Origin of the sequence: Rhizobium sp. Leaf453, assembly GCF_001425605.1 — a bacterium.
Classification (GTDB): domain Bacteria; phylum Pseudomonadota; class Alphaproteobacteria; order Rhizobiales; family Rhizobiaceae; genus Pararhizobium.
In genome coordinates this window covers 86,878-109,038 of sequence record NZ_LMRG01000026.1, presented here as the reverse complement: position 1 = coordinate 109,038, position 22,161 = coordinate 86,878, and the positions used below count along the sequence as shown (strand labels likewise).

Genomic DNA, 22,161 nt, shown 5'->3' with positions numbered 1-22,161 from the left:
TTTGGGGGGCGATTAGCTCGGTTCCCCACTGCCCACGTTTTGGGAAAGGACTATCAAAATGAAACGAAGACAATTCCTTTGCTCCATCGTCGCGGCAGGATCGATTTCCTTGCTCGGAGTGGCGCGGGCGGCCGGTGAAAGTATGACCGTCTACAAGGACCCGAACTGTGGCTGTTGTCACGCCTGGGCCGAGGCGATGAAAAACGCTGGTTTTTCCGTGCGGGCTGAAAACGTGGGCGATCTCAACATCATCAAGGAGCGGTTCGCTGTTCCTGCTGAAATGCAAGGTTGCCACACAGCCATTGTCGCCGGGTATTACTTGGAAGGTCACGTTCCCGTGGACGCAGCGAAAAGGTTGATGGCAGAACGCCCGCAGATTGCTGGGCTTGCCGTTGCCGGAATGCCAGAGGGATCACTGGGAATGGGCGACGACCCGAAAGCATCTTACGACGTCTATGCGGTGAACAAAGACGGGTCGAGCATACTTTATCAGGCGGTTAGGCCGAAAACCTGATAGTCGGTAGGTCTCCCGGCGATATGCAAAGAGCCAGCCCCGGGTCCGATATACCTGGCGCTCGGCTGCAATGTCTCGCCGGACCGCGAGACATTGCCAATATCGGATACAACCAAAACTCCCTGGGGCCGATGTGCCGGTGCGTAGTCGCGGCGTTAGTCGAGGGGCAATTTCCCACCCGCCACGCTCAGTGAACCAGAACGTACGAGGTGATTCAGCAGTGCACTAGGTCGACGGGTTCGTTGCCATCGTGTTGATCGTCACTTCATTCTGGCAGGCCCGCCTTCAAGAGGCCCTCACGATAGAGTGCACGATGTTCCAACTGCTCGATCAGCAGCACGTTTTTCAGAAACCCGTCCGTCGAAAACGCTTTGTTGAGTTGAAGTACAAAGGCGACCTCAGCGCTCGCCTCCGTCATCCTTCCTGCCTGCGCATAACACGCGGCCAATCTCGCATGTGTGTACGCCCCAGGATTCGGCAATTCCCGCAGAGTGGTCGCCGCCTCGTCATATTTGCCCGAGATGTAGAGCAGATTTCCCAGAACGGCGTGATACCAAGGAGGCGGAAACGGATTCAACCTGCATCCTTCCTCAATCCACTGCGTTGCTTCGGCAACTCTTCCGCGACGTGCGATTAGACCTCCCATTCCTACAAGGCCATTGGCGTCGTTCGGGTTGAGTTGATAGGCTTGCCGATAGTGACGTTCGGCGGCATCGAATTCGCGACGGAACGTGAGAACAAGCGCGATAATGCGCTGACAGACACTGTTCCCCTGATCCAGCGCAGCCGCCATCTGAGACGCCGCCAGGGCCTCGTCAAGCAGGGCGGGTGGAGCTGACGCGTACCCGCCGACAGCCACCCTGGAGAGTGCAAGGTACGCCCGGGTTAGCGCGAACATCGGATCGAGTTCGAGAGCGGCTTCGAACATCTTCACTGCGTCGGAATTGTCAGTGTCCTGGTACCCCCGCAGATGAACCAAACCCCGGAGATATAGATCATACGCGGCAAGGCTGGTCGTCGGCTTGCGCATCGCGTGCTGGAAATCCTGGCTTTCGATCTGGCCGACCAGGTTGGATACGATCATCCTGGTAACTTCGTCCTGGACAGTGAAGATTTCGACCAGTTCGCGGTCGAAGCGGTCCGCCCAAAGCTGCGTCCCGGTGGCAGCTTCTATGAGTTGCGAGGCGATCCTTATCATGTTGCCAGAGCGCCGAACGCTTCCCACCACGACGTATCGGACAGACAGCTTCCTGGCTATCTCGTCCAACGGCATCGACCTGGCACGGAAATGAAACGACGAGTTGGCGGCGATGACGGATAGCGATCTGAACCGCGAGAGGCCAGCGATGATGTCCTCTGTCACGCCGTCGCTGAAGTAGGTCTGGTCGCGCGCCTGGCTCAAATCTTCGAAGGGGAGGACCGCGACCGTGGTTCTGGCATGACCCTTACCGCTGACCGGAGCAGCCTGCACGGGTGCCCGGGGCCAGTGCCACACATGGATGGGTCGCGAGATGTTTTTTAAGGAGACTTCACCTGCGTCCTCGAACTCCGCTACCGCCTTGGCTGCGACCTCGCGGTGCACGGCGTCGGCTATGCAAATTCCGCCCGGTAGCGCCGACGCCTCCAGCCGCGCGGCGACGTTCACGCCGTCTCCGTAAAACTCATCACCGTCGACAACGACGTCGGCGAGATTGATGCCAATACGGACGGTAATGCGTTCCGATGCGGAAACGTCGCTTTGATCCGCCTCCAGTCGCTTCTGCATGGACAGTGCGCATTCCACCGCATCGACGGCGGAATTGAAGACAACGAGCCAGCCATCGCCCATCGTCTTGACTATGCGCCCGCTAAATTCGCAGATGGCAGGCTCGAAAATTCTCGTTTGAACTTGCTTCAATGCGGTGAGCGTTCGGGCTTCATCGTCTTCCATAAGCCGTGAATAGCCGACGACATCCGTGACCATTATGGCAGCGAGACGGTGTTCGGCACGCTCCATCATAATCGATCCTCTGTGACAGTTCTGGAGTTTACCTCGGATAAAGTGCAATCGAAAGTCCGGGAGGAGCGTGAACTCGAAGCTCCGACCCAATACCTCTTCGCGGCTGTGAGCCGTGACCACCCCATCTCGGTTAGCAGCTTGCGAGAAGATTAGGTCGGCCGTCTAGGCATTATTTCGAGAGATGTCGAAATAGCTCTTGACTGCTTTCTTCACCGACAGTAGCTTATTTCCATGATTATCGAAAAAGCAGCATCCCAGCTTGAAGCTCTCGGCAATGTCACCCGTCTTCGGATTTTCCGAATGCTGGTCCGTGCTGGTGACGAAGGCTTGCCGGTTGGCCAGTTGCAGGAAAAGCTGGACATCCCGGGTTCAACACTGTCGCACCACCTCAAGAAGCTCGTGGATACCGGCCTGGTTATCCAGGAGCGGCAGGCGACGACACTTATGTGCACCACGAACTACCGCGATATGGATGCTTTGGTCGGTTACCTCGCGAATGAATGCTGCGCGGATGCAAAGTGCGGGACAAAGTCGAAAGAGGCCGCCGCCTGATCCCTTTTTTGACTCCAAATTTCGAATATTCTGGAAATACCGAAGGAGATAAGAATGACTGCCATGAATGAACTCCCAGTTGCCGTAATAGGCGCGGGACCTGTCGGACTTGCCGCCGCCGCTCACCTTGTCTCCCGTAACATTCATCCACTCGTTTTCGAACGTGGCGAAACGGTAGGCGCGGCGCTGCTCGGTTGGGGACATGTCAGGGTTTTCTCGCCATGGAAATACAATATCGATGATGCGGCACGCACCCTTCTGGACCGTCACGGATGGGACGCACCTCAACCGGATAATCTGCCGAACGGCCAGGAGATCGTCGAAGAATATCTCGTCCCACTGGCATCCGTGCCGGAGATTGCGTCTGGCCTGAAATTGGGTGCAACAGTGACCGCGATCACCCGTCACGGCCTCGACAAGGTTTCGTCTGGCAATCGTGACAATGCTCCGTTTATTGTCCGATATACCGATCAGGCTGGAGAGCATGACGTGCTCGTCAGGGCCGTGATCGACGCCTCGGGAACGTGGACCCAACCCAATCCAATGGGAATTAACGGCCTCAGCGTTCCGGGGGAAAAGGCATCGTCCAACCGGATTTCTTACGGCATTCCTGATGTTCTCGGCACTCGCCGCAACGAATTCCTTGGCAAACGCACGCTGGTGGTCGGCAGCGGCCATTCGGCCATCAATGTCGCCATCGCTCTCATGGACCTGCAGGATATTGACCCCAGGACGCAAATCTTCTGGGCGCTGCGGCACCACGGCGTCGAGCGCCTGCTCGGCGGCGGCCTGAACGATCAGTTGCCGGAACGCGGAGCGCTGGGGCTGGCCGCGAAGAACGCCATGGATGAGGGGCGGCTGCAGATGCTGACTTCGTTCTCCGCCCAAAAGGTCCTCGTGCACGAGGAGAGGGTTCATCTGACGGCGACGGTTGGGACACAGCAGACAGAATTGGATATCGACCAGATCGTTGTCACCACCGGGTTTCGTCCAGATTTCTCCTTCCTGCGCGAACTCAGGGTCGAGGTGGACCCAGCCGTCGAAGCACCGCCAGCGCTGGCTCCACTCATTGACCCCAATTTCCATTCCTGCGGAACCGTGCCGCCTCACGGCATCGAGGAACTGAAGCATCCGGAGAAGGATTTCTACATCGTCGGTTCGAAGTCCTACGGTCGTGCGCCGACATTTCTGATGAAGACGGGTTACGAACAGGTGCGGTCGGTCGTCGCCGAAATCGCAGGTGATCATGTCGCCGCCCGTATTGTCCAATTGGTTCTCCCCGAAACCGGCGTCTGCAGCGTCGACCTCGGTAGCAAAACGGCGGTTTCGTGCTGCGGTGGACCGGCCCCTGTTGAAGTCGATGCCTGTTGTGTTGCCGATGCCACGGCAAAATCAGAAGGAAAATCTGGCTGCGGCTGCGGACCTCGGTCCAATGAGACCGAACGTCTGACTGAGAGCGCCTGAACAATGGATGATCAAAAACTGCCAGTTTCAGCTCTATGGGGACTCGGCCTTACCCAGATCATCGGGTACGGAACCCTCTACTATGCTTTCAGCATCCTCGTGCCGGACATTGCCCGGCAACTTGGATGGAGTGAACAATGGGTTTTCGGCGCGTTCTCTGGTTCGCTCCTGGCCGGAAGTTTGATCGCGCCGACTGCCGGTCATTGGGCGGATCGCATCGGGGCTGGACGGTTGATGGCGGTTGGGTCGGTCGGGGCCGCAATCTCGCTCCTTCTAACGGCAGTGGCACCAGGACCGATCACCTTCTGTCTGGCTCTCGCCCTGACGCAGATCGTCTCTGCAACCGTGCTTTACAGCACCGCCTTCGTGGCCATCGTTCAAATCGGCGGACGAAAAGCACAGAAATCGATTGTTCATCTGACCCTGATCGCTGGCTTTGCCTCAACGCTGTTCTGGCCGATGACATCCTGGCTTCACGACTGGATGTCATGGCGGCAGGTCTATCTCCTGTTTGCGCTGCTCAATATTGGCATATGCTTCCCGATCCACGTTTGGCTTGCCAGACTAACGTCGTCGAAGGTTGCAGGCGAACAACCCGCGCAATCCTCTGCACCCGCTGTGTCGTCGGCCACGCCGTTGCCAAAAGGGCAATTGATATTCGTTCTGATGCTGATCGGCTTCGCAATTGAAGGTTATGCCCTGTCGGCAGTCCTGGTTCATATGGTTCCATTGACACTGGCACTGGGCCTTGGCGCATCCGGAATCTACATTGCCTCTCTTTTTGGACCGTCACAGGTCGCGAGCCGTTTCGTCAATTTGCTGTTCGGCGGCGGACTTTCCCAGACCTGGCTTGCGGTAATCGCGACGCTCTTTCTCCCGCTCGGCCTGGCGATCCTGCTCCCTACATCGCCTTGGATTGTGGGGGCGGTCGTCTTCGCGATCTGCATGGGCCTGGGTTCAGGTTTGACGAGCATTGTCGGCGGTACACTGCCCTTGGAACTGTTCGGCCGCGAAGGTTACGGCAAGCGTTTAGGCTGGTGCACCTCGGCGAAACAATTCACGTCGGCCATTGCGCCGGTTTCCATGTCGGCATCGATGTCCGCCATAGGTGTCGTTCCCTCTTTGTGGATCGTCGCTTTAATCGGTATGGTTGGAGCACTGGCGTTCCTGGCGATTCCATTAATCGTGAGGCAGAGGATGGTCACATCACCACTGAGCGCCTGAAGTTCTCCGCCCGTGGAGGTAGCGTGCGCTTATTGCCGGACACCCCAAATGGCCTTCACGTCTTCGCGGACGGGTGTTATGAACCCAATTCCCGACAGGGGGGATGGGCATTCGTCGCCTACCGCGATGCCGTGGAAATCGCGGCCGACTTCGGTGGCGTCCTGGATTCAGCGAACAACGCGCTGGAGTTAGTCGCCCTGCTCAAGGCAGCAACCTGGCTCAATGCCAATGCTCTTGGTGAACCTGCGATTATTTGGTCCGACTCCCTGTACACAGTCAGAGGCTGCAATAGCTGGCGACACATCTGGAAGACCAACGGCTGGAAAAAAATCGTCGCGAATGCGAATGCTCGAAGTCGAACTATAGCCAGTCCAGAACTGTGGAAGGCAATCGATTTTGAGTTGTCACCCAACCCGTTGGTGACCATCGCCTGGTGCAAAGGTCATTCCGGCATCGAAGGCAACGAACGCGCGGATGAACTCGCGGGAAGCGGATGCCTTTCGCTCCGGGCGGGCGAACTTGCTTGATTTGCGAATGGCGAAACCTCGCGACGTTCCCCAAGCTGACTATTAGTTGTATTTTCCCAGTAAAGAGGGGCGCATGAAAATCGAGGTTTTTGACCGGGCCGACATCTCGCTGCACCTTAAGAAATTGTCGGGCCTGTTGGTCGACGCGGTCAATCAGGGCGCGTTGGTCGGCCATATCCTGCCATTAGACATGAACGCGGTCGAGCACTACTGGCACGATGTGGCAATCTCGGTCGTCGCTGGAGAACGCTTATTGATCTGCGCGTCGGTCGAGAATAAACTTGTCGGTACGGTCCAGCTATATTTGTCGCCGGAGCCAAACGCTCCGCATCGGGGTGAAGTCTATAAACTCATCGTCAACAGCACTCGCCGAAATCAAGGGATCGGCGAAGCTTTGATGCACGAAGTCGAACGACAGGCCACCAAATACAAGCGTTCACTTCTTTTGCTCGATACGGCGCAGGGAGGGGCGGGGGAACGCCTTTATCGACGCCTTGGATGGCAAGAGGTTGGGACAGTGCCTCGTCATTTTGTTGATCCGTGGGGCAATATGACGGCATCCGTTTATATGATGCGGTTTATCGAATGACCGGACTCCTCGCTGCATCGGTTTAACGCGCACAGGCGTGATAACTGGGCCTGCGCCATGCCAGAAGCAATCTGGACATGAACTTCGGGGGGAAGTACACGTAGGCGAGGGACCGTGCCGACCTACGCTTCTAGAAGGTTCGGCTGAACTATCAGGTGTGGGGGCCACAAGTGGGGGCGGTTAGAGCAGCGTTGGTGGACGCCTTCATTGCCGCCCTGCCGGTGGCCTTGATCTATTTCAGTGGTTGGGCCTATCTGACATCTTATCTCGGCCAGTTTGGGATTGACGCGACCCAGTTCGACGTCAGCTTCACAACTGTACTCGTCTATGCGTTTGTGCCACTTCAGTCTTGTTCTGTTATTTTCGCGATAGCCGCCATCGTCCTCCTTGGCTTTACGGGTTTTTTGCTCGAATTCAACGTGAAGGAAGATGCGAAGATATTGCGCAGCCTGGCTGCGTCACTTGGTCTTGTCGCTCTGGTTCTGGTTGTCGTCCTTCTTTTCGTTGTAAAGGCAGCGGCAACGACAGCCGCTCGTGATATGAGCGACAATGTCTGGAAAGGTGACAAATCCCAGTCGGTAGTGCCTCTACTCGACGCGCGAAAGGACGATCCGGCAGCAAAATTATATAACGCTTGCAGAGACGGCCGACGTCTTCGCCAGATAATAGGTTTGCCGAGCCAACTATTTTTGATGTGTCGCAGTGATGTCGATGAATGTAACAGGGGAACGCTTTTTGCTGTCAGCCATGAGGGAAAGATTCTTTATTCGGCAGACAAGGTCAGGGAGGAAATCAATGTTCGGAAGATTTGTCAGCCTTAGTCTGCTCGTGCTTCTCGCGGTGCCCCATCCGTCATTTGGCGACGATATTGAACTCGCCGGGAGAAGAAAAATTGTCGTTGGCGACGGACCGTATGAGATAAAGGACGAGTCAGGCGTCATCGGTTTTGTTGTAGCCACCGCCGGAAATTTCGTCACCTTCAAGCCCTGTTCCGGGGAATCGTTTTCGCTCGACCGCAACAAACTGCTTCCCACAAAAAACAAATGCAAAAATGCGCCATCTCCTGACGAGAACCCTTTGGTGGCAAACTGTGGCAATGCGTGGGATGGTTGGGACAAAACGAAGGTCGCACAGGCAATCAAAGGCAACGAGCCGGTCGGCACCACATTCTTTACCACCAGCGACAACGAGATAGTTGCGCAGGCCATGGACCCGACGCAGATGGCGGCAGTCATCGACAGCGTGGCTCAACTGAAAGATTGTGGTCAATATACTATCGGTTTTGACAAGCAAGGAGAGAGTAACTTGCGCATCATTCAGCCAATGCAGGCGATACATCTAGAGAATCAGAACTGAATGCTACCAAAGAGAAAACATCAATATTGAAATATAGGCGTAGGATCGATTTTCGGAAGAACCAAATACCTGGCGCGAGATAACGCGCGCGCGCCATACCGTGATTTGGCAGCTAGATGGATTCCAATTCGGTCGAATGCCATAGATATTCGTCGCGGCCTTGCAGGGTCGCTCGGTCAGACTTGTAGCGTAGGTCGCCTGTAGCTCCGAGGTTACGAAGCTTCGTCAGTGTCTCATTTACGTCGTTCTCCTGCGAAGTTTTGCAGTATGCACAGACGAGGTGGTGGCCGAGCTTCACATCAAGCCTAGCTGACGAAATCTTCACAGCCGCCAGATCGCCATGAGCCGCAGCTTCCGCCAATTTCCGCCATATGCCTTCAGGATCGCCAAGGGCTATGGGAACCAACCATTTGCCAGACGCCAATATGTCGTCGTCACCGCCGATTTGCGAAGTGAACCCCGACTTTGAAATCGCAGCGTGCCACATAAGGCGCATTCCTCTCGAAGTGATAAACGTTGAGAATTGGCCTTTGGCGCGGAGACCAAATAACCAAGAGCCGAGGTTAGCGGCCCGACGAGAAATCGCTTGGCCGGGTCTGTTAAACGACAAGCGGCGTATCGTGGCTGGTTGACGTCGACGAAATTCCGCCCGATCCTTTAATGGTCCGAGACTGTGCGAAATTTCAGATGATGCCCCAAAATCCTAACCTAGCTGCGTTAAGAGCGGCGATTCCTCATGAGGATGCTCAACTGGAGGCGGCAAGTGCTTGTCTCCTTCAGATGGTAGGGCAGCGGGACACTGGCTTTCCGCACATGACTTTGGATGATGCCCGTGAAATTGCGCGCGTCATCCGAGGCCGTTTTCAATCCGGTTCCAGCTGAGCCTTAGATCATGGCGACGTTCCCGGTTGGACTAGGAGGCCTGGTTTGCCTTGGAAGAGTTGTTGAAATCCGGAAATTTCGTCGCTGGATAAGTGATTGAGCAGTTGTGCAAGGCGCTCACCCGCTAGGAATTTCTCGTCCCTCAGTGCGCCCGCGATTTTTATCAGCGCCTCCTGGTTCGACTCCAGTATTTCCTTCGATCTCTTGTACTCCGCATCAAGAATGAGATCGATATCAGCGCGAAGGTCAGGAATTATTGAAAACAAGGCCCCTTCCGACTGGTCAATTTCTTCGGGAAACGTCGAGAGGCGTCTGCCCAACGCGAACCTCGTGACCATTTGCGAAGCTAATTCAGTTGCTTTCGCAACGTCGCTCCTTGGTGATCCTCCAGCAGTAGTCGAGCGGTAGCCGAATATCAGCTCCTCGGCGGCCATACCGGCGAGACCCACAGCGATGTCAGCTCGGAAGTACCTCTCAGTTTTAAACGGTGTCACCGGCTCATCGATCCAAGTCGCTCCGTGAGTTTCATGTGACCGTTCGTTTTCTGATGTATGATCGAAAATCTCTATTCGTGAGACGGTCCCCACTTCCAGCACCTTCGCTACCAACGCGTGCGCTGCCTCATGAATGCATATTCGCCAGAGATCGGCTCCGACCAACTTTATGCGCTCGGAGATGTGCTCAGTAAGGTCCTCAATCATCAGACTTCTATTCGCAACGCGCGCCCGCTGACGCGCTTTCCGAGCAAGAAGTTCCAGGTCCGCTCCCGTTTTCCCAACGAGTGCTCCCGCAGCCTGCCGTATCGCTAGGAAGTCCGCTAGTTCCGGAAGATAGAACCGAAGGATTGAGGCCCGCTCCTCCGCATTGGGTGGCAAAAGTTCGATATGTTTCTCCAGCCTGCCCGACCGAATAAGGGCGGGATCAAGACGTTCCGGAAGATTCGTTGATGCCACCACTACAACGCCTTCGCGTCCGCCAGCCCCATCGAGCGCTTCTAGCAACGCGTTGACCACCTCACTGCAATACTGCTGGTTGTCCCCTGAGAATTTCCTACGGTCACCGAAAGCATCGAATTCATCGAGGAATAGGATGGACGGGGCGGATTCTCGCGCCTCATTGAAATCGAGTCTCATCGCTTTCAATAAATCGCCGAGATGCCCGTGACTTTGCCATTTTGCGAGCGAGGCTTCAACCAGGTGAGCGCCGCACTCCGACGCGAGGGATATCGCAAAACTGGTCTTTCCGGTACCAGGCGGGCCGTATAGCAGAACTCCTTTATCAACATCGGCCCAGTGAAGCGCACCGGCCCGCCAGAGTTCCAGGTCGCGTTTTAGATCGAGGCCCCATGTTCCTGCCGCGCCATACGATGTAAGCGGAAGGACACGTCGTGAACTGCTGGTTTTTGAAGTTAATTCCTTGAGCCTTGCCAGTGCAGACCGTGCCGAGCGACCTTTCCGAAAGATAGCATCGATGTACCTAGGGTCCTGTTTACAAAGAAGTGCTTTGTCTTCTTTCGACAACGGGCCGACTTCCATTTGGCGAGCGAGGCTATCTAGATGTCGGTCATCAAGGATTTCCAACTCGACGTTTGTGTCTGCGCATATTTTGAACTCAGCATGCAGCTCAGCTCCCTTCGGGAGAAAGACAACCACCTTCTGTGCGTCCAGGTATGCGCTGGGTTGGAAGTCCCAATTACCTTTTTTAGTCCTTGAGGGATGGCAAAAGGACTTAAACCGCAAGGAGCTGCGGTCTCCAGATTTGAAGCTGAGGTCTGCGACGTAGTCGAAGTCGTCCGTCGGCCAAGCCCTTGGGACTTGGACCACTATTACTGATGTCGTAGAGGTGAAGAAATGCTGCTGATTTTTCATCAGCCGCACGAATGCGCAAAATACCAGAAACCGTCTCGGGCTGCTGGCCAATGCAGTCGGGGCGGCCCTCCGGCTCAGCTCGGCAGGAAATTTGGAGATCGCGGCATTGACCTCGGCGGTTGCTGTTAAAAGGTTTCTGATTGCGGCATCGAGCATATCTTGAGATTCGTCGGGTCTCATTGGTTAGGTCCTCCATCAAGAGGACGGCCTAGGCGATACCAACGGTTGAAAGTTCTCGCGACGTTCTGGTTCTGATCCCAAAAAACGATCTCCGTCGTAAATCCCGCGTTTCCAGTTTTGATGTGCGGGTGCCCGGCGATAGTGCCCAAGAGAACGGGCACTGCGCGTTTGGCAATAACCCAGTCGGTGATGGTAGCGCTCGACGAGATGGATTTTAGACCTCGCATCGCGAATTGTTCAAGGTCGTCGGCCAGTCGACGATAGGCGGCGATCATTTCCTGGGGCGAGGGAATTTGTGGGTCTGAAGGAGAAACGGGCATGGAACCTCACGGTGATTCTAAAAACAACAGAGAGTCGGGTAGGATTTAGTGATGCACCTTGAATATTAAATGATTCATAATGTCAACTATGTAAGTCATTATGAATCTATGTTGACATTTTTTTTGAAGGCGGGTTTCTCGCCTTATGGCGATTAATCCTTCATCAGACGTTCTGCGTGCCGCCCGAGCGCTTTTGAGCTGGAGTCAGCGCCAGATTGCTGTTGCCGCGAGAGTTTCCCGTCCGACCATTAATCGCCTTGAGTCCGGAGGAAATGCGACGGTGGAGACCGTCGAAGCAATCGTGCAAGCCTATGAGCAGCAGGGGGTTGAATTCACCGGTGCGACCATGGAGCACGGTGTGGGTGTTCGGTGGCGGACCCCGGCTGGTCGAATTGGTGAGGACCCAGCCGAGGACGACGTCCGTAAAAAGGGGTAACTGTATACTTCGTTGCACGCCCTCAAAGTCCAAAAGGGTCCGTAGCGGCATACCGCGCAGGTATCAGGTGGCATACAGGCAGAATTGCCCCCTTGTTCAGCGCGAACATTTGAGGGCGGGCAGGGCAATCGCTGGACTGCTACAAGCGGATTTTGCCAAAAAGGCCGACGTAAGCCAGAGCCTGATTAGCCGGTTTGAGAGTGGAAAAACGCAATCATTTCGTCGAGCTGTTTGACGATCCTCAAAAAGGTGTTGCCGAAGTTCGATTGCGAACCGACGGTCACCTTCCGGCGAAGACGATTTGACGAAGGTCGGATTGACGAAGCCCAGGCCGAACCCTGGTTTCAAAAACGTCGCGCCACATCAGGGAGAAGCAGCTACAGTGTAATTGGAAACGCGTAGCTTCAGCCTGAAGTCAAAAGCCTGCGCCGTGCGCGGGCACTTCTCAATCAATCTGGCAATGAGCGAGAGGCAGGGCCTCATCGCTAGGATAGAGCGCGATGAGACCAAGTGCCGTTCAGAAAGCTCTGCCGGGAAACTTCATGACGCTCTCGACGACAACGGTGTGGTTGACGTCGTCATGCGAGCGAGGACAAGCGGCATAAGCGGTGATCAAGGGAAACCCGACCGAAGCGCACCGCCAAATTGTTTCGAGCACTCCGCACCGGCTACACCTCCACAGCGTGGAGCTGCGGCTCTTCTGCTTGGTTCAGCCATACTCAACATAATCGGAATCATTTGAGACAATGAGCAGGCCCAGCCTTTGGCTGGGTCCAAAAATGAGCCCTGTGCCACATCTGGCTGAAGCCGCTTCAGCGCAAATTGGCAACGCGCAGCTTCAGCCAGATCACGGAGGTCTATTCCCCAAAGATGGTCCGGACTTTCGCCCAGACTATCTTCTTCTAAGGAAGTGTCTTCGTACAGGAGCTAGCAACTACGGAGTAAACGGAGTAATCAAGAACAACCACTTGTACTTCCACATGTGTCGCACTTCTCGCACGTGCCATTCCGCACCATCGTAAAATTCTGGCACTCGGAGCACATGTTGCCGGTGTAGCCTTGCGCGATGGAGCGGATGCGGCGTTCGGCTTCGATCTTCTTGGCATCGGCCTTGGCGGCGGCGGCTTCGGCGGCGGCCTTGTCGGAGAACAGGGCGGTGACGTCGGGTTCGGCCTCGACCGTGTGCTCGTCGGCGATTTCCTCGGCCAGTTCGGCGGCGCGTTCCTCGTAATCGCGCTTGAAGGCGACGATTTCGGAGGTGGAGATCGCAACGGAGGAAACCGTTTCGATCTTGCGGGCGGCGTTGCCGGAGAAGGCTGTCACCGTGCCGGTGGAGGCGGCGCGGGCAGGGGCGGCGGTGGCGGCACCCTTCGGTTCGCCGGCGGCGCGGTCGATCTGGCCGCCGGTGACGAGCGTCGGCTTGTGGCCGCGGGTCCAGCCGGTGGAGATCAGGTTGGTCTTGCCTTCCTGGATGCCCTTGCCGAGCGCCGTGTTGCCGAAGTCGGATGTATCGACATGGGCGAGGTCATGGCGGTTGAGGTAGGAGACGGCGAGTTCGCGGAACACGTAGTCGAGGATCGACGTGGCGTTCTTGATCGCGTCATTGCCCTGAACCATGCCGGCCGGCTCGAACTTGGTGAAGGTGAAGGCCTCCACATATTCTTCCAGCGGCACGCCGTATTGCAGGCCGAGCGAGATGGCGATGGCGAAGTTGTTCATCATTGCACGGAAGGCGGCACCTTCCTTGTGCATGTCGATGAAGATCTCGCCGAGGCGGCCATCGCCGAATTCGCCGGTGCGCAGGTAGACCTTGTGGCCACCGACGATCGCCTTCTGGGTATAGCCCTGGCGGCGGTTCGGCAGCTTTTCACGCTCGCGGGTGACCCGCTCGATGACGCGCTCGATGATCTTTTCCGTGACGGTCACGGCCTGAGCGGCAACCGGCTGCTGGATGAAATCCTCCAGCGCATCCTCGTCGTCCTCGTCCTCGATCAGCGAGGCGTTGAGCGGCTGGGAGAGTTTGGAGCCATCGCGATAAAGCGCATTGGCCTTCAGCGCCAGCTTCCAGGACAGCATGTAGGCGTTCTTGCAATCCTCGACGGTCGCATCGTTCGGCATGTTGATCGTCTTGGAGATCGCACCCGAGATGAACGGCTGGGCAGCCGCCATCATGCGGATATGGCTTTCGACCGAGAGGTAACGCTTGCCGATCTTGCCGCATGGATTGGCGCAATCGAACACCGGCAGATGTTCGGCTTTCAGGAACGGCGCGCCTTCCAGCGTCATCGCACCGCAAACATGGATGTTGGCGGCCTCGATGTCCTTCTTCGAGAAACCAATATGCTCGAGCAGGTTGAAGCTCATGTCGGACAGCTGTTCGTCGGAGACTTTCAGCGTCGACTTCAGGAAGTCGGCACCGAGCGTCCACTGGTTGAAGACGAACTTGATGTCGAAGGCGGCCTTGGTGGCGGCGTTGATCGCCTCGATCTTCTCATCAGAAAAGCCCTTGGCACGCAGAGAGCCGGGGTTGATGCCGGGGGCCTGGTTGATGTTGCCGTGACCGACGGCATAGGCCTCGATCTCGGCGATCTGGCTTTCCGAATAGCCGAGCGTGCGCAGCGCTTCGGGAACAGCGCGGTTGATGATCTTGAAGTAGCCGCCGCCGGCGAGCTTCTTGAACTTCACCAGCGCAAAGTCTGGCTCAATGCCGGTCGTGTCGCAATCCATGACGAGGCCGATCGTGCCGGTCGGCGCGATGACGGAGACTTGGGCGTTGCGATAACCGTGCTGTTCGCCGAGTTCGAGCGCCTTGTCCCAGGCGGCGGTCGCATGGGCGATCAGGGCCTGATCCGGGCATTCGGCATGGATGAGCGCGACCGGGTTGACCGACAGGCTTTCATAGCCTTGCGTCTCGCCATGGGCGGCGCGGCGATGGTTGCGGATGACGCGCAGCATCGATTCGCGGTTCGGCTTGAAGCCGGGGAACGGACCGAGCTTGGCGGCTATTTCGGCCGAGGTCGCATAGGAGACGCCGGTCATGATCGCGGTGAGCGCACCGGCGATGGCGCGGCCTTCAGTCGAATCGTAGGGAATGCCCGACGACATCAAGAGACCGCCGATATTGGCGTAACCGAGGCCGAGCGTGCGGTATTCATAGGAGCGCTCGGCGATTTCCCGCGACGGGAACTGCGCCATCATCACCGAGATTTCAAGCACCAGCGTCCAGAGGCGCACGGCATGCTCGTAATCGCCGATATTGATGTTCTTGGTGGCGGCATCCTTGAACTGAAGCAGGTTCAGCGAGGCAAGGTTGCAGGCAGTGTCGTCGAGGAACATGTATTCCGAGCACGGATTGGAGGCGCGGATCGAGCCTGCGGCCGGCGAGGTGTGCCAGTCGTTCATGGTCGTGTTGAAATGCAGGCCCGGATCGGCCGATGCCCAGGCAGCGTAGGAAATCGATTCCCACAGGTCGCGCGCCTTCAGCGTCTTCATGACCTTGCCGTCCTTGCGGGCGGTGAGGTTCCAGTCACCATCCGCTTCCACGGCGCGCAAAAAATCGTCCTTCAGGGAGACGGAGTTGTTGGAGTTCTGGCCCGACACGGTGAGATAGGCTTCCGAATCCCAGTCGGTGTCGTAGGTCTTGAACTCGATGTCCTTGTAACCCTGCTTGGCGAACTGGATGACGCGCTGGATATAGTTTTCCGGCACCTGATCCTTCTTGGCGGCGCGGATTTCGCGCTTGAGGGCCGGGTTCTCGTTCGGATCGAAGCAGGCGCCGTTATCACCAGCGCAATTCACGCAGGCCTTCATGATCGCCTTCAGGTGCCTGGAGACGATCTTCGAGCCGGTGACGAGGGCGGCAACCTTCTGCTCTTCCTTGACCTTCCAGTTGATGTATTCCTCGATATCCGGGTGATCGATATCGACGACGACCATCTTGGCCGCACGTCGGGTGGTGCCGCCCGACTTGATGGCGCCGGCGGCGCGGTCGCCGATCTTGAGGAAGGACATCAGGCCCGACGACTTGCCGCCACCGGACAGCTTTTCGCCTTCGCCGCGCAGGTAGGAGAAGTTGGAGCCCGTGCCGGAGCCGTACTTGAACAGGCGGGCTTCGCGCACCCACAGGTCCATGATGCCGCCTTCGTTGACGAGGTCGTCACCGACGGACTGGATGAAGCAGGCATGCGGCTGCGGATGCTCGTAGGACGACTTCGACTTGACGAGCTTGCCGGTGAAGGGGTCGACATAAAAATGGCCCTGGCCGGGGCCGTCGATGCCATAGGCCCAGTGCAGGCCGGTGTTGAACCACTGCGGGCTGTTCGGCGCGACGCGCTGGGTGGCGAGCATGTAGGCAAGCTCGTCACGGAAGGCGAGGGCGTCTTCTTCAGAGGCGAAATAGTTGCCCTTCCAGCCCCAATAGGTCCAGGTACCGGCCAGACGATCGAAAACCTGGCGGGCGTCGGTTTCGGAACCGTACTGTTCTTCCTTCGGGAGATCCTTCATGGCGGCGAGGTCGGCCTCGGAGCGCCACAGCCAGGACGGAACGGAATTTTCCTCGACCTTTTTCAGGCGTGCGGGAACGCCGGCCTTGCGGAAATATTTCTGGGCGAGAATGTCGGCGGCAACCTGGCTGAACTGCGCGGGCACGTCGATATCGGCAAGGCGGAACACGATCGAGCCATCGGGATTCTTGATCTCGCTGATGGCCTTGCGGAACTCAATCTCGGCATAGGCCGACTGGCCTGCCTTGGTGAAACGACGTTCGATCTGCATCTGTCCCTTGTCCTTTGTTTGCCGCATGCCTGAACCGAAGGAGGCTCAAGGCACAATTATTTCCGTCCGGCCGCACGGGAGGTCGCGCAGCCAGTTCCAGTTTCCGATCTGAGTGGGAAACCCGTCTCGGGTAACCCTGTATCTTGTGCTGATTTTCGCTGCAAACACTAAATATAGTATTAACAACTTCTTTACGCCAGCGTTTTGTGACGTGTTTGGCGCCTGGGGAGATCACAAAAAATAACCGTCGCGACCGGCGGATCATCCACCAGGGCCGCCTGATACACAGACGATTTTTTCTGAAATGAACCGGCCTCGTAACTTTCCGGTCCCGCCGCCGCCGCAACGTGAAATCCATTAACGGTATCGGACCCGATTCCGTCAAGGGCTGGTTTGTGCCGTATTTATGAACACCAGATGTTGTGTGTGCTACCTGTGGAAAACGGGGACATCAGGCAAATCCAGCAAAATCAGATGCTTGCTCGCGAGGCCTCAGGGCTTGCCGCAGGGGCATGTGGAAAAAGTGAGATTTTGCGGGTGAAAAACAATAGAGAATTAACCCTCGCGAGCTTCCGCCATAGCCAAGCTACGCCAAATGTGGGCCGTGGATAAATGTGATTCGCGTTCGTTTTCAGCGTCGTGCGCCGAAGGGTTGGCACATAAGGCTGTCACTTTCGCCAGCGCGCCCGCATTTCTTCGGTTTCACAATTACAGGGCGTCGAGATTGATGCCGACAGTGATCGCACCGATGGGCTGCCCGGTCTTCGGGTCGGAAATGGTCATGCTGGCCTGTGATTGCAGCATCTGCGTCGATTCATCCTTTTCCTGCCGATCGACAAACAGGACATCCGGGCCGACAAGATAAGTCTTCTGCCACTTCAGCTCGTCGCCCTGCCAGTAATCGGAACTCACCTCGCTCTCGCCGATGCTCAGGCCCTTGGCATCGATGACGAAGATTTCGGTGATGACACCGTCAGAATCCGCCTGCTTTTCCTTGAGGAATTTCGAAAGCGCATTATTCAGGACAGAGTCGATGAGGGGGCGGTTGTTGCTTGCAAATTCGATCTTCCAGTTGGCATCCATGGTCTCGATGTCGAACTGGGTGAGATGTGCATGCAGTTCGTTCTGATCATTGATCCCGTCGATAATGACGGGGTCCTGAATCCAGCGCCGCACATTGGCCTCGACATAGGCGGTTACCGCCGCAACATGGACGTCATTTGCGGAGGATGGGGCAAGTTGGAGCGCCCAAAAGCAGGCACCGACGATGGTCGAAGCAAAAAACCTTGGCACAATGATCCACCCCCGTTCGACCCGTTCCGGCGGCGCCTGCGATCCGCCTCGGGTTCTTGTCATCGCTGCGACGATGGTTCAATTTATCAGGTGTAGCGTCTTGAAAACCAGTGAATATTCGCGAACGATGATGAAAAAAAACGCCGCTGCCGCTGTAATAAGATACCAGCGGCTCGCAATCAGCCGCGCGAACCCTTCGCGATTGGTTCCTGATAGGTAAAGCCCATGTCCCAGGGGAAATAAATCCAGGTATCCTGGCTGACTTCGGTGACAAAGGTATCCACCTGCGGACGGCCCTGCGGCTTGGCATAGACGGCCGCGAAATGCGCCTTTGGCAACATGGCACGGACGATCGCTGCCGTACGGCCGGTGTCGGTCAGATCGTCGATGATCAGGATGCCTTCGCCCTCATTGGCCTTCAGTTCCTCCGTGATACCCTTGAGCACGTACATCTCTCCCTGCGTATCATAGGTATGATAGGAGGCGACGCAAACCGTCTCGATCAGGCGGATGTTCAATTCGCGACAGACGATGGCCGCCGGAACGAGCCCGCCCCGCGTGATGCAGACGATGGCCTTCCAGGTGCGGCCATTGTCGGCGAGGCGCCATGCGAGTGCGCGCGCGTCGCGGTGGAACTGATCCCATGAAACGGGAAACGCTTTTTCGGGAAGTGACATGTGCAAGGCTCCGGTTAGACGCGGCGTCGACGGTTCGAGATCTGGTGCGGACGACGGGGATCGAACCCGTACAGATCTCTCCGAGAGATTTTAAGTCTCTTGCGTCTACCAGTTTCGCCACGTCCGCATTCCTTTTCTTTCAAACACCCGCGCGCCAAGGTCAAGTGCCTGTCTCGGAAAAGACTGGCCAGCCGGTGATTTACGGTTCGTTGGGTAACAATGCGGTTTTGCAAAAACCCCTCAAACGACAGGGTTATGCGTTAACAGCCAGAAGCCTATATTTGAGAGGAAACAAGAAGGCCAAGCTGCAGTGCTGCAAGAAATCCCATTGACGTGGAAGCCACTCCGAAACCGATCCTATATCGGCATGCTCGGCCAGAACCAGTTAGCCTTCGTGCTGCAGCATGATGGCCAGAACAACTGGAAATGGATGGTCTCCGGCTGCAACGGCACGCTGCGCTATGATTTCCAGTCCGCCGATACACTCGACGAGGCGAAAGCCGCAGTGCAGGCAAGCGTCGATGAGTGGTTCCGTCAGGCGGGATTGCTCGAAACGGCAACCTGAGTCGGTCGATTGCGACAGAGCGACGCCAGAGGCCATTAACCCTACGCGTGAAGGTTAATAAAGGGTTTCGATTGATCTGGGGCGCGAGCACAGACTAAATCGCCTTGCCGAGGGAGGGAAACTCGGCGTTTTCATCACGAAACAAATTTGCCCCTCTTCGGCGCCGGAGAGGGGCACTCGATTTCACAACAGCGACGTGCCGGACGGCTTCGCGGTCATTCAGCGATCGTCGACGACAGCTTCCGGACGATCGCCACCATCGGCATGTTCAAAATGCCAGTGCCCGTCCTGATCCTGAAAGCTGATTTCCTCATCATCGCCGCCCACCTGCTGTTCGGCGGCCGCGGCGCGGGCAGCGGCGAGCGCCATTTCCCGGGTCGGAAAGGATTCGGAGAAAACATCGGCGAGCTTGTAGGCCCACCCACCATCATGCTGAACGACTGCGTATACCACTCTCGTCATGTCCTGCTCCCTGAAAGCGCGCCGCATTCGAATGCCATCATGGCTTGCGGTCTGACCGGACGGAACGGCCGGTCGAGGCCAATCGTTCCAGATGCCGGAATGCGTGTCGCTGATTTATCGTCTCTCGTCCGGGCGAAGCAGCCTAACACGAAACGAGCGGGAATTGTATTCGGTGGCTGTTGCTGAGCCTCAGGCATTAAAAAGGGCGACCTTGCGGCCGCCCTTGAGGTCCAGCAAACCGTGTCCGGTCGCTTATGCGGAAAGCTTTGCAGCGATCTTGGCGACATGGGCGCCCTGGTAACGGGCTGCTTCCAGTTCGACTTCGGAGGGCTGGCGTGCGCCGTCCCCGCCGGTGATCGTCGAAGCGCCATAGGGCGAGCCGCCCTTGACTTCCTCAAGGCCCATCTGGCCCTGGAACGCGTAGGGCAGGCCGACAACGACCATGCCGTGATGCATGAGCGTGGGGATGAAGCCGAGGATGGTGGTTTCCTGACCGCCGTGCTGCGTGGCGGAGGACGTGAAAACCGAGCCGACCTTGCCGACCAGCGCACCCTTCATCCATAGACCACCGGTCTGGTCAACGAAGTTGCGCATCTGCGAGGCGACCGTGCCGTAACGGGTGCCGGCGCCGAAGATGACGGCGTCGTATTCGGCCAGTTCATCCGGCTTGGCGATCTCGGCCTTCTGGTCGACCTTGAAATGCGACGCCTTGGCGACATCTTCCGGAACAAGTTCCGGGACGCGCTTGACGGTGACATCGGCGCCTGCCGACTTTGCACCCTCGGCCACGGCATAGGCCATCGTTTCGATATGTCCATAAGCGGAATAGTAAAGCACCAGTACCTTAGCCATCGTCTTCTCCTTGATCTGGCAATGCTGCTTGATTGCCTCTGGAGAGCGTTTTACCAGTTCATGCAGGCTCTGTCCGAACCCATGCGGATAACAGACTGTTCGATAATAGTAGACAGCAGGATTTTTGACTGAACGATCACAGTCGCAAACCAGGGAATTTGCAATGACCAGCGAAAAAATCGTCACGGCCGCCATGCTCGCCATTGGCGACGAACTGCTTTCCGGACGCACCAAGGACAAGAATATCGGCCATCTCGCGGAAATGCTGACCATCGCCGGCATCGATCTCAAGGAAGTGCGTATCGTCGCCGATGACGAGCCGGCGATCGTGGCTGCACTCAACGCACTCAGGGGCAGTTACGACTATGTCTTCACCTCCGGCGGGATCGGGCCGACCCATGACGACATTACCGCCGACGCCATTTCGCGTGCCTTCGGCGTCGAATGTATCCATGATCCGGAAGCCATGACGCTGCTGGCTGCCATGTACGAGCGTCGCGGTATGGAATTCACGGAAGCGCGCCGGCGCATGGCGCGCATGCCGAACGGCGCGCGGCATATACCCAACGCCGTCTCGACGGCGCCGGGGTTCAGCATCGGCAATGTCCATGTGATGGCCGGTGTGCCGCAGGTTTTCCAGGCGATGCTGGATGTGCTGCTGCCGCAGCTCGAAACCGGAACGGCGGTGAAATCGCGCACGGTCAGGTCGCCGTTCGGCGAAGGCGATATCGGCGGGCCGCTCGGCGAGGTGCAGAAAGCCCATCCGCAGACCAGCATCGGTTCCTACCCGAAGTTCGACGGCAAGTCGTTCTCGACGGATCTCGTCATCCGCGCCCGAGACGAAGCGCTGCTCGACGCGGCGGAGTTTGATGTAAAGGCGATGATCGAGGCGATTGCGGCTGCGAAAGCCGCCGCGCAAAATTGAGGGCTATCTTCAGGGCTGGGCGACTGGTCCCAAGATCGTGAACTTCTGATCGACAGTGGTGGATTTGCCGTTGTTGAGATCGTTGAAACGGAAGCGGAGGATATAATCTCCGGCCGCACCGCCGCTGACATCGGTGGTCAGGGTGGCGTAGATTTCCTGGTTGGGGACGAGGCTGGCGAAGGTGTATTCGCCGATTGCCTTCTGGCTCGCCAATTGCTCGCCCGTGATGCTCAGAATGTCCATGTCGACGGAGAAGTGCGACTGTTTCTTGCTGCCGGCGGGGGCGGGTTTCCAGCTCAAGCCGATCGGTTCGATATAGGAGATGAGCTTCTCGCCCGGCTTGAAGGATGAGCCGTCGCGCAGGTCGTAGCGCGCATAACCATCCGGGCTGGCCTTCACGAACACCGCCTTGGCGATCGAGAAGGGCAGTTTGGCGGAAAAGTCGCTCGCCGCGGAGCGAAGGAGATTGTGGGCGCCGACTGTATCGCCCGCCGCGGCCAAGGCCTCGGCTTTCGCGGCTGCCTGCGCCAGCGGCCCAGCGCTTGCCGGTCCGCCTGCAAATTGCATCAGCACCGAAGCGCAGACGGCGTAAGCCAGAGCGCTGATCTTGTTGCCGGTGCACATGTTTTCCTCCACAGGACCGATCCTCGGTCGCGGATTTTCGGGATTTGCCCGACGCTGTCAAGCGGCCTCGATATGAATA

The 22,161-nt window shown here is 57.2% G+C and carries 22 protein-coding genes and 1 tRNA gene; 12 read left to right on the top strand and 11 right to left on the bottom strand.

The genetic code is table 11. The features are described from left to right. The first annotated feature begins 58 nt into the window (after window positions 1-58). On the top strand, window positions 59-514 hold the full coding sequence (locus ASG68_RS21990; RefSeq protein WP_062610122.1) for a DUF411 domain-containing protein: 456 nt from the start codon (window positions 59-61) through the stop codon (window positions 512-514). A gap of 265 nt (window positions 515-779) precedes the next feature. Here the strand turns inward: ASG68_RS21990 and ASG68_RS21985 are convergent, their stop codons facing one another. After that, window positions 780-2,513, bottom strand: a complete 1,734-nt coding sequence (locus tag ASG68_RS21985) for an adenylate/guanylate cyclase domain-containing protein (protein WP_234937111.1) — start codon at window positions 2,511-2,513, stop codon at window positions 780-782. A gap of 231 nt (window positions 2,514-2,744) precedes the next feature. On the opposite strand from ASG68_RS21985, the gene ASG68_RS21980 reads away from it, so the two are divergent. The 7 genes from ASG68_RS21980 (at window position 2,745) to ASG68_RS21950 (ending at window position 8,225) form a co-directional block, all read left to right on the top strand. Continuing rightward, on the top strand, window positions 2,745-3,065 hold the full coding sequence (locus tag ASG68_RS21980) for an ArsR/SmtB family transcription factor (RefSeq protein WP_062610120.1): 321 nt from the start codon (window positions 2,745-2,747) through the stop codon (window positions 3,063-3,065). Window positions 3,066-3,119: 54 nt separating this feature from the next. After that, complete coding sequence (locus ASG68_RS21975) at window positions 3,120-4,529, top strand: NAD(P)-binding domain-containing protein (protein ID WP_062610117.1); 1,410 nt, start codon at window positions 3,120-3,122, stop codon at window positions 4,527-4,529. Between the two features lie 3 nt (window positions 4,530-4,532). Next, window positions 4,533-5,753 carry an arsenite efflux MFS transporter ArsK gene (gene arsK, locus ASG68_RS21970; protein WP_062610115.1) on the top strand — a complete coding sequence of 407 codons (1,221 nt, stop codon included), beginning with the start codon at window positions 4,533-4,535 and terminating at the stop codon, window positions 5,751-5,753. A gap of 23 nt (window positions 5,754-5,776) precedes the next feature. Then, window positions 5,777-6,280: a ribonuclease H family protein gene (locus ASG68_RS21965; RefSeq protein WP_244484307.1), complete on the top strand. Its 504-nt coding sequence runs from the start codon at window positions 5,777-5,779 to the stop codon at window positions 6,278-6,280. A 73-nt stretch (window positions 6,281-6,353) separates the two neighbouring features. Continuing rightward, the gene (locus tag ASG68_RS21960; protein WP_156384905.1) at window positions 6,354-6,869 is read left to right on the top strand and encodes a GNAT family N-acetyltransferase; all 516 of its coding nucleotides are present in this window, start codon (window positions 6,354-6,356) and stop codon (window positions 6,867-6,869) included. Between the two features lie 194 nt (window positions 6,870-7,063). After that, window positions 7,064-7,690, top strand: coding sequence for a hypothetical protein (locus ASG68_RS21955; RefSeq protein ID WP_151343419.1), 627 nt, complete (start codon window positions 7,064-7,066; stop codon window positions 7,688-7,690). Beyond that, window positions 7,665-8,225, top strand: coding sequence for a hypothetical protein (locus tag ASG68_RS21950; RefSeq protein WP_062602212.1), 561 nt, complete (start codon window positions 7,665-7,667; stop codon window positions 8,223-8,225). The genes ASG68_RS21955 and ASG68_RS21950 overlap by 26 nt, the downstream gene beginning before the upstream one ends. Before the next feature lie 112 nt (window positions 8,226-8,337). Here the strand turns inward: ASG68_RS21950 and ASG68_RS21945 are convergent, their stop codons facing one another. The 3 genes from ASG68_RS21945 to ASG68_RS21935 form a co-directional block, all read right to left on the bottom strand. Then, entirely contained in the window at window positions 8,338-8,712 is a 375-nt protein-coding gene (locus ASG68_RS21945; RefSeq protein WP_062610109.1) for a putative phosphothreonine lyase domain-containg protein, read from the bottom strand. Window positions 8,713-9,115: 403 nt separating this feature from the next. Beyond that, window positions 9,116-11,155 carry an AAA family ATPase gene (locus ASG68_RS21940; protein WP_062610107.1) on the bottom strand — a complete coding sequence of 680 codons (2,040 nt, stop codon included), beginning with the start codon at window positions 11,153-11,155 and terminating at the stop codon, window positions 9,116-9,118. After that, window positions 11,152-11,475 carry a hypothetical protein gene (locus tag ASG68_RS21935; RefSeq protein WP_156384903.1) on the bottom strand — a complete coding sequence of 108 codons (324 nt, stop codon included), beginning with the start codon at window positions 11,473-11,475 and terminating at the stop codon, window positions 11,152-11,154. Before ASG68_RS21935 ends, ASG68_RS21940 begins: the two co-directional genes overlap by 4 nt. A gap of 145 nt (window positions 11,476-11,620) precedes the next feature. Between ASG68_RS21935 and ASG68_RS33100 the strand changes: the two genes are divergently transcribed. Further along, window positions 11,621-11,911 (top strand): helix-turn-helix domain-containing protein, encoded by a 291-nt coding sequence (locus tag ASG68_RS33100; RefSeq protein WP_082554039.1) that lies wholly within the window; start codon window positions 11,621-11,623, stop codon window positions 11,909-11,911. Then, the gene (locus ASG68_RS33095; RefSeq protein WP_413814039.1) at window positions 11,814-12,146 is read left to right on the top strand and encodes a helix-turn-helix domain-containing protein; all 333 of its coding nucleotides are present in this window, start codon (window positions 11,814-11,816) and stop codon (window positions 12,144-12,146) included. The genes ASG68_RS33100 and ASG68_RS33095 overlap by 98 nt, the downstream gene beginning before the upstream one ends. Before the next feature lie 719 nt (window positions 12,147-12,865). Here ASG68_RS33095 and ASG68_RS21925 read toward each other — a convergent pair. The 4 genes from ASG68_RS21925 to ASG68_RS21910 form a co-directional block, all read right to left on the bottom strand. Beyond that, a complete protein-coding gene (locus ASG68_RS21925) occupies window positions 12,866-16,684 on the bottom strand; it encodes a vitamin B12-dependent ribonucleotide reductase (protein ID WP_062610209.1) in 3,819 nt (1,272 codons plus the stop codon). A gap of 708 nt (window positions 16,685-17,392) precedes the next feature. Continuing rightward, window positions 17,393-17,977 (bottom strand): hypothetical protein, encoded by a 585-nt coding sequence (locus ASG68_RS21920; RefSeq protein WP_062585878.1) that lies wholly within the window; start codon window positions 17,975-17,977, stop codon window positions 17,393-17,395. A 179-nt stretch (window positions 17,978-18,156) separates the two neighbouring features. Continuing rightward, a complete protein-coding gene (gpt, locus tag ASG68_RS21915) occupies window positions 18,157-18,654 on the bottom strand; it encodes a xanthine phosphoribosyltransferase (protein WP_062585761.1) in 498 nt (165 codons plus the stop codon). Window positions 18,655-18,696: 42 nt separating this feature from the next. Then, window positions 18,697-18,781: transfer RNA gene (locus ASG68_RS21910), tRNA-Leu, on the bottom strand. 201 nt (window positions 18,782-18,982) lie between these two features. Here ASG68_RS21910 and ASG68_RS21905 point away from each other — a divergent pair. Then, complete coding sequence (locus tag ASG68_RS21905; protein WP_244484306.1) at window positions 18,983-19,219, top strand: hypothetical protein; 237 nt, start codon at window positions 18,983-18,985, stop codon at window positions 19,217-19,219. A 219-nt stretch (window positions 19,220-19,438) separates the two neighbouring features. On the opposite strand, the gene ASG68_RS21900 is transcribed toward ASG68_RS21905, so the two are convergent. Together ASG68_RS21900 and wrbA are read right to left on the bottom strand one after the other, a co-directional pair. After that, complete coding sequence (locus tag ASG68_RS21900) at window positions 19,439-19,681, bottom strand: DUF2188 domain-containing protein (RefSeq protein ID WP_062585763.1); 243 nt, start codon at window positions 19,679-19,681, stop codon at window positions 19,439-19,441. Between the two features lie 252 nt (window positions 19,682-19,933). Next, a complete protein-coding gene (wrbA, locus tag ASG68_RS21895; protein WP_062585765.1) occupies window positions 19,934-20,533 on the bottom strand; it encodes an NAD(P)H:quinone oxidoreductase in 600 nt (199 codons plus the stop codon). A gap of 163 nt (window positions 20,534-20,696) precedes the next feature. Between wrbA and ASG68_RS21890 the strand changes: the two genes are divergently transcribed. Further along, window positions 20,697-21,458 (top strand): competence/damage-inducible protein A, encoded by a 762-nt coding sequence (locus tag ASG68_RS21890; RefSeq protein WP_062585772.1) that lies wholly within the window; start codon window positions 20,697-20,699, stop codon window positions 21,456-21,458. A gap of 9 nt (window positions 21,459-21,467) precedes the next feature. Here the strand turns inward: ASG68_RS21890 and ASG68_RS21885 are convergent, their stop codons facing one another. After that, the gene (locus tag ASG68_RS21885) at window positions 21,468-22,082 is read right to left on the bottom strand and encodes a hypothetical protein (RefSeq protein WP_062585774.1); all 615 of its coding nucleotides are present in this window, start codon (window positions 22,080-22,082) and stop codon (window positions 21,468-21,470) included. Between the last annotated feature and the right edge of the window lie 79 nt (window positions 22,083-22,161).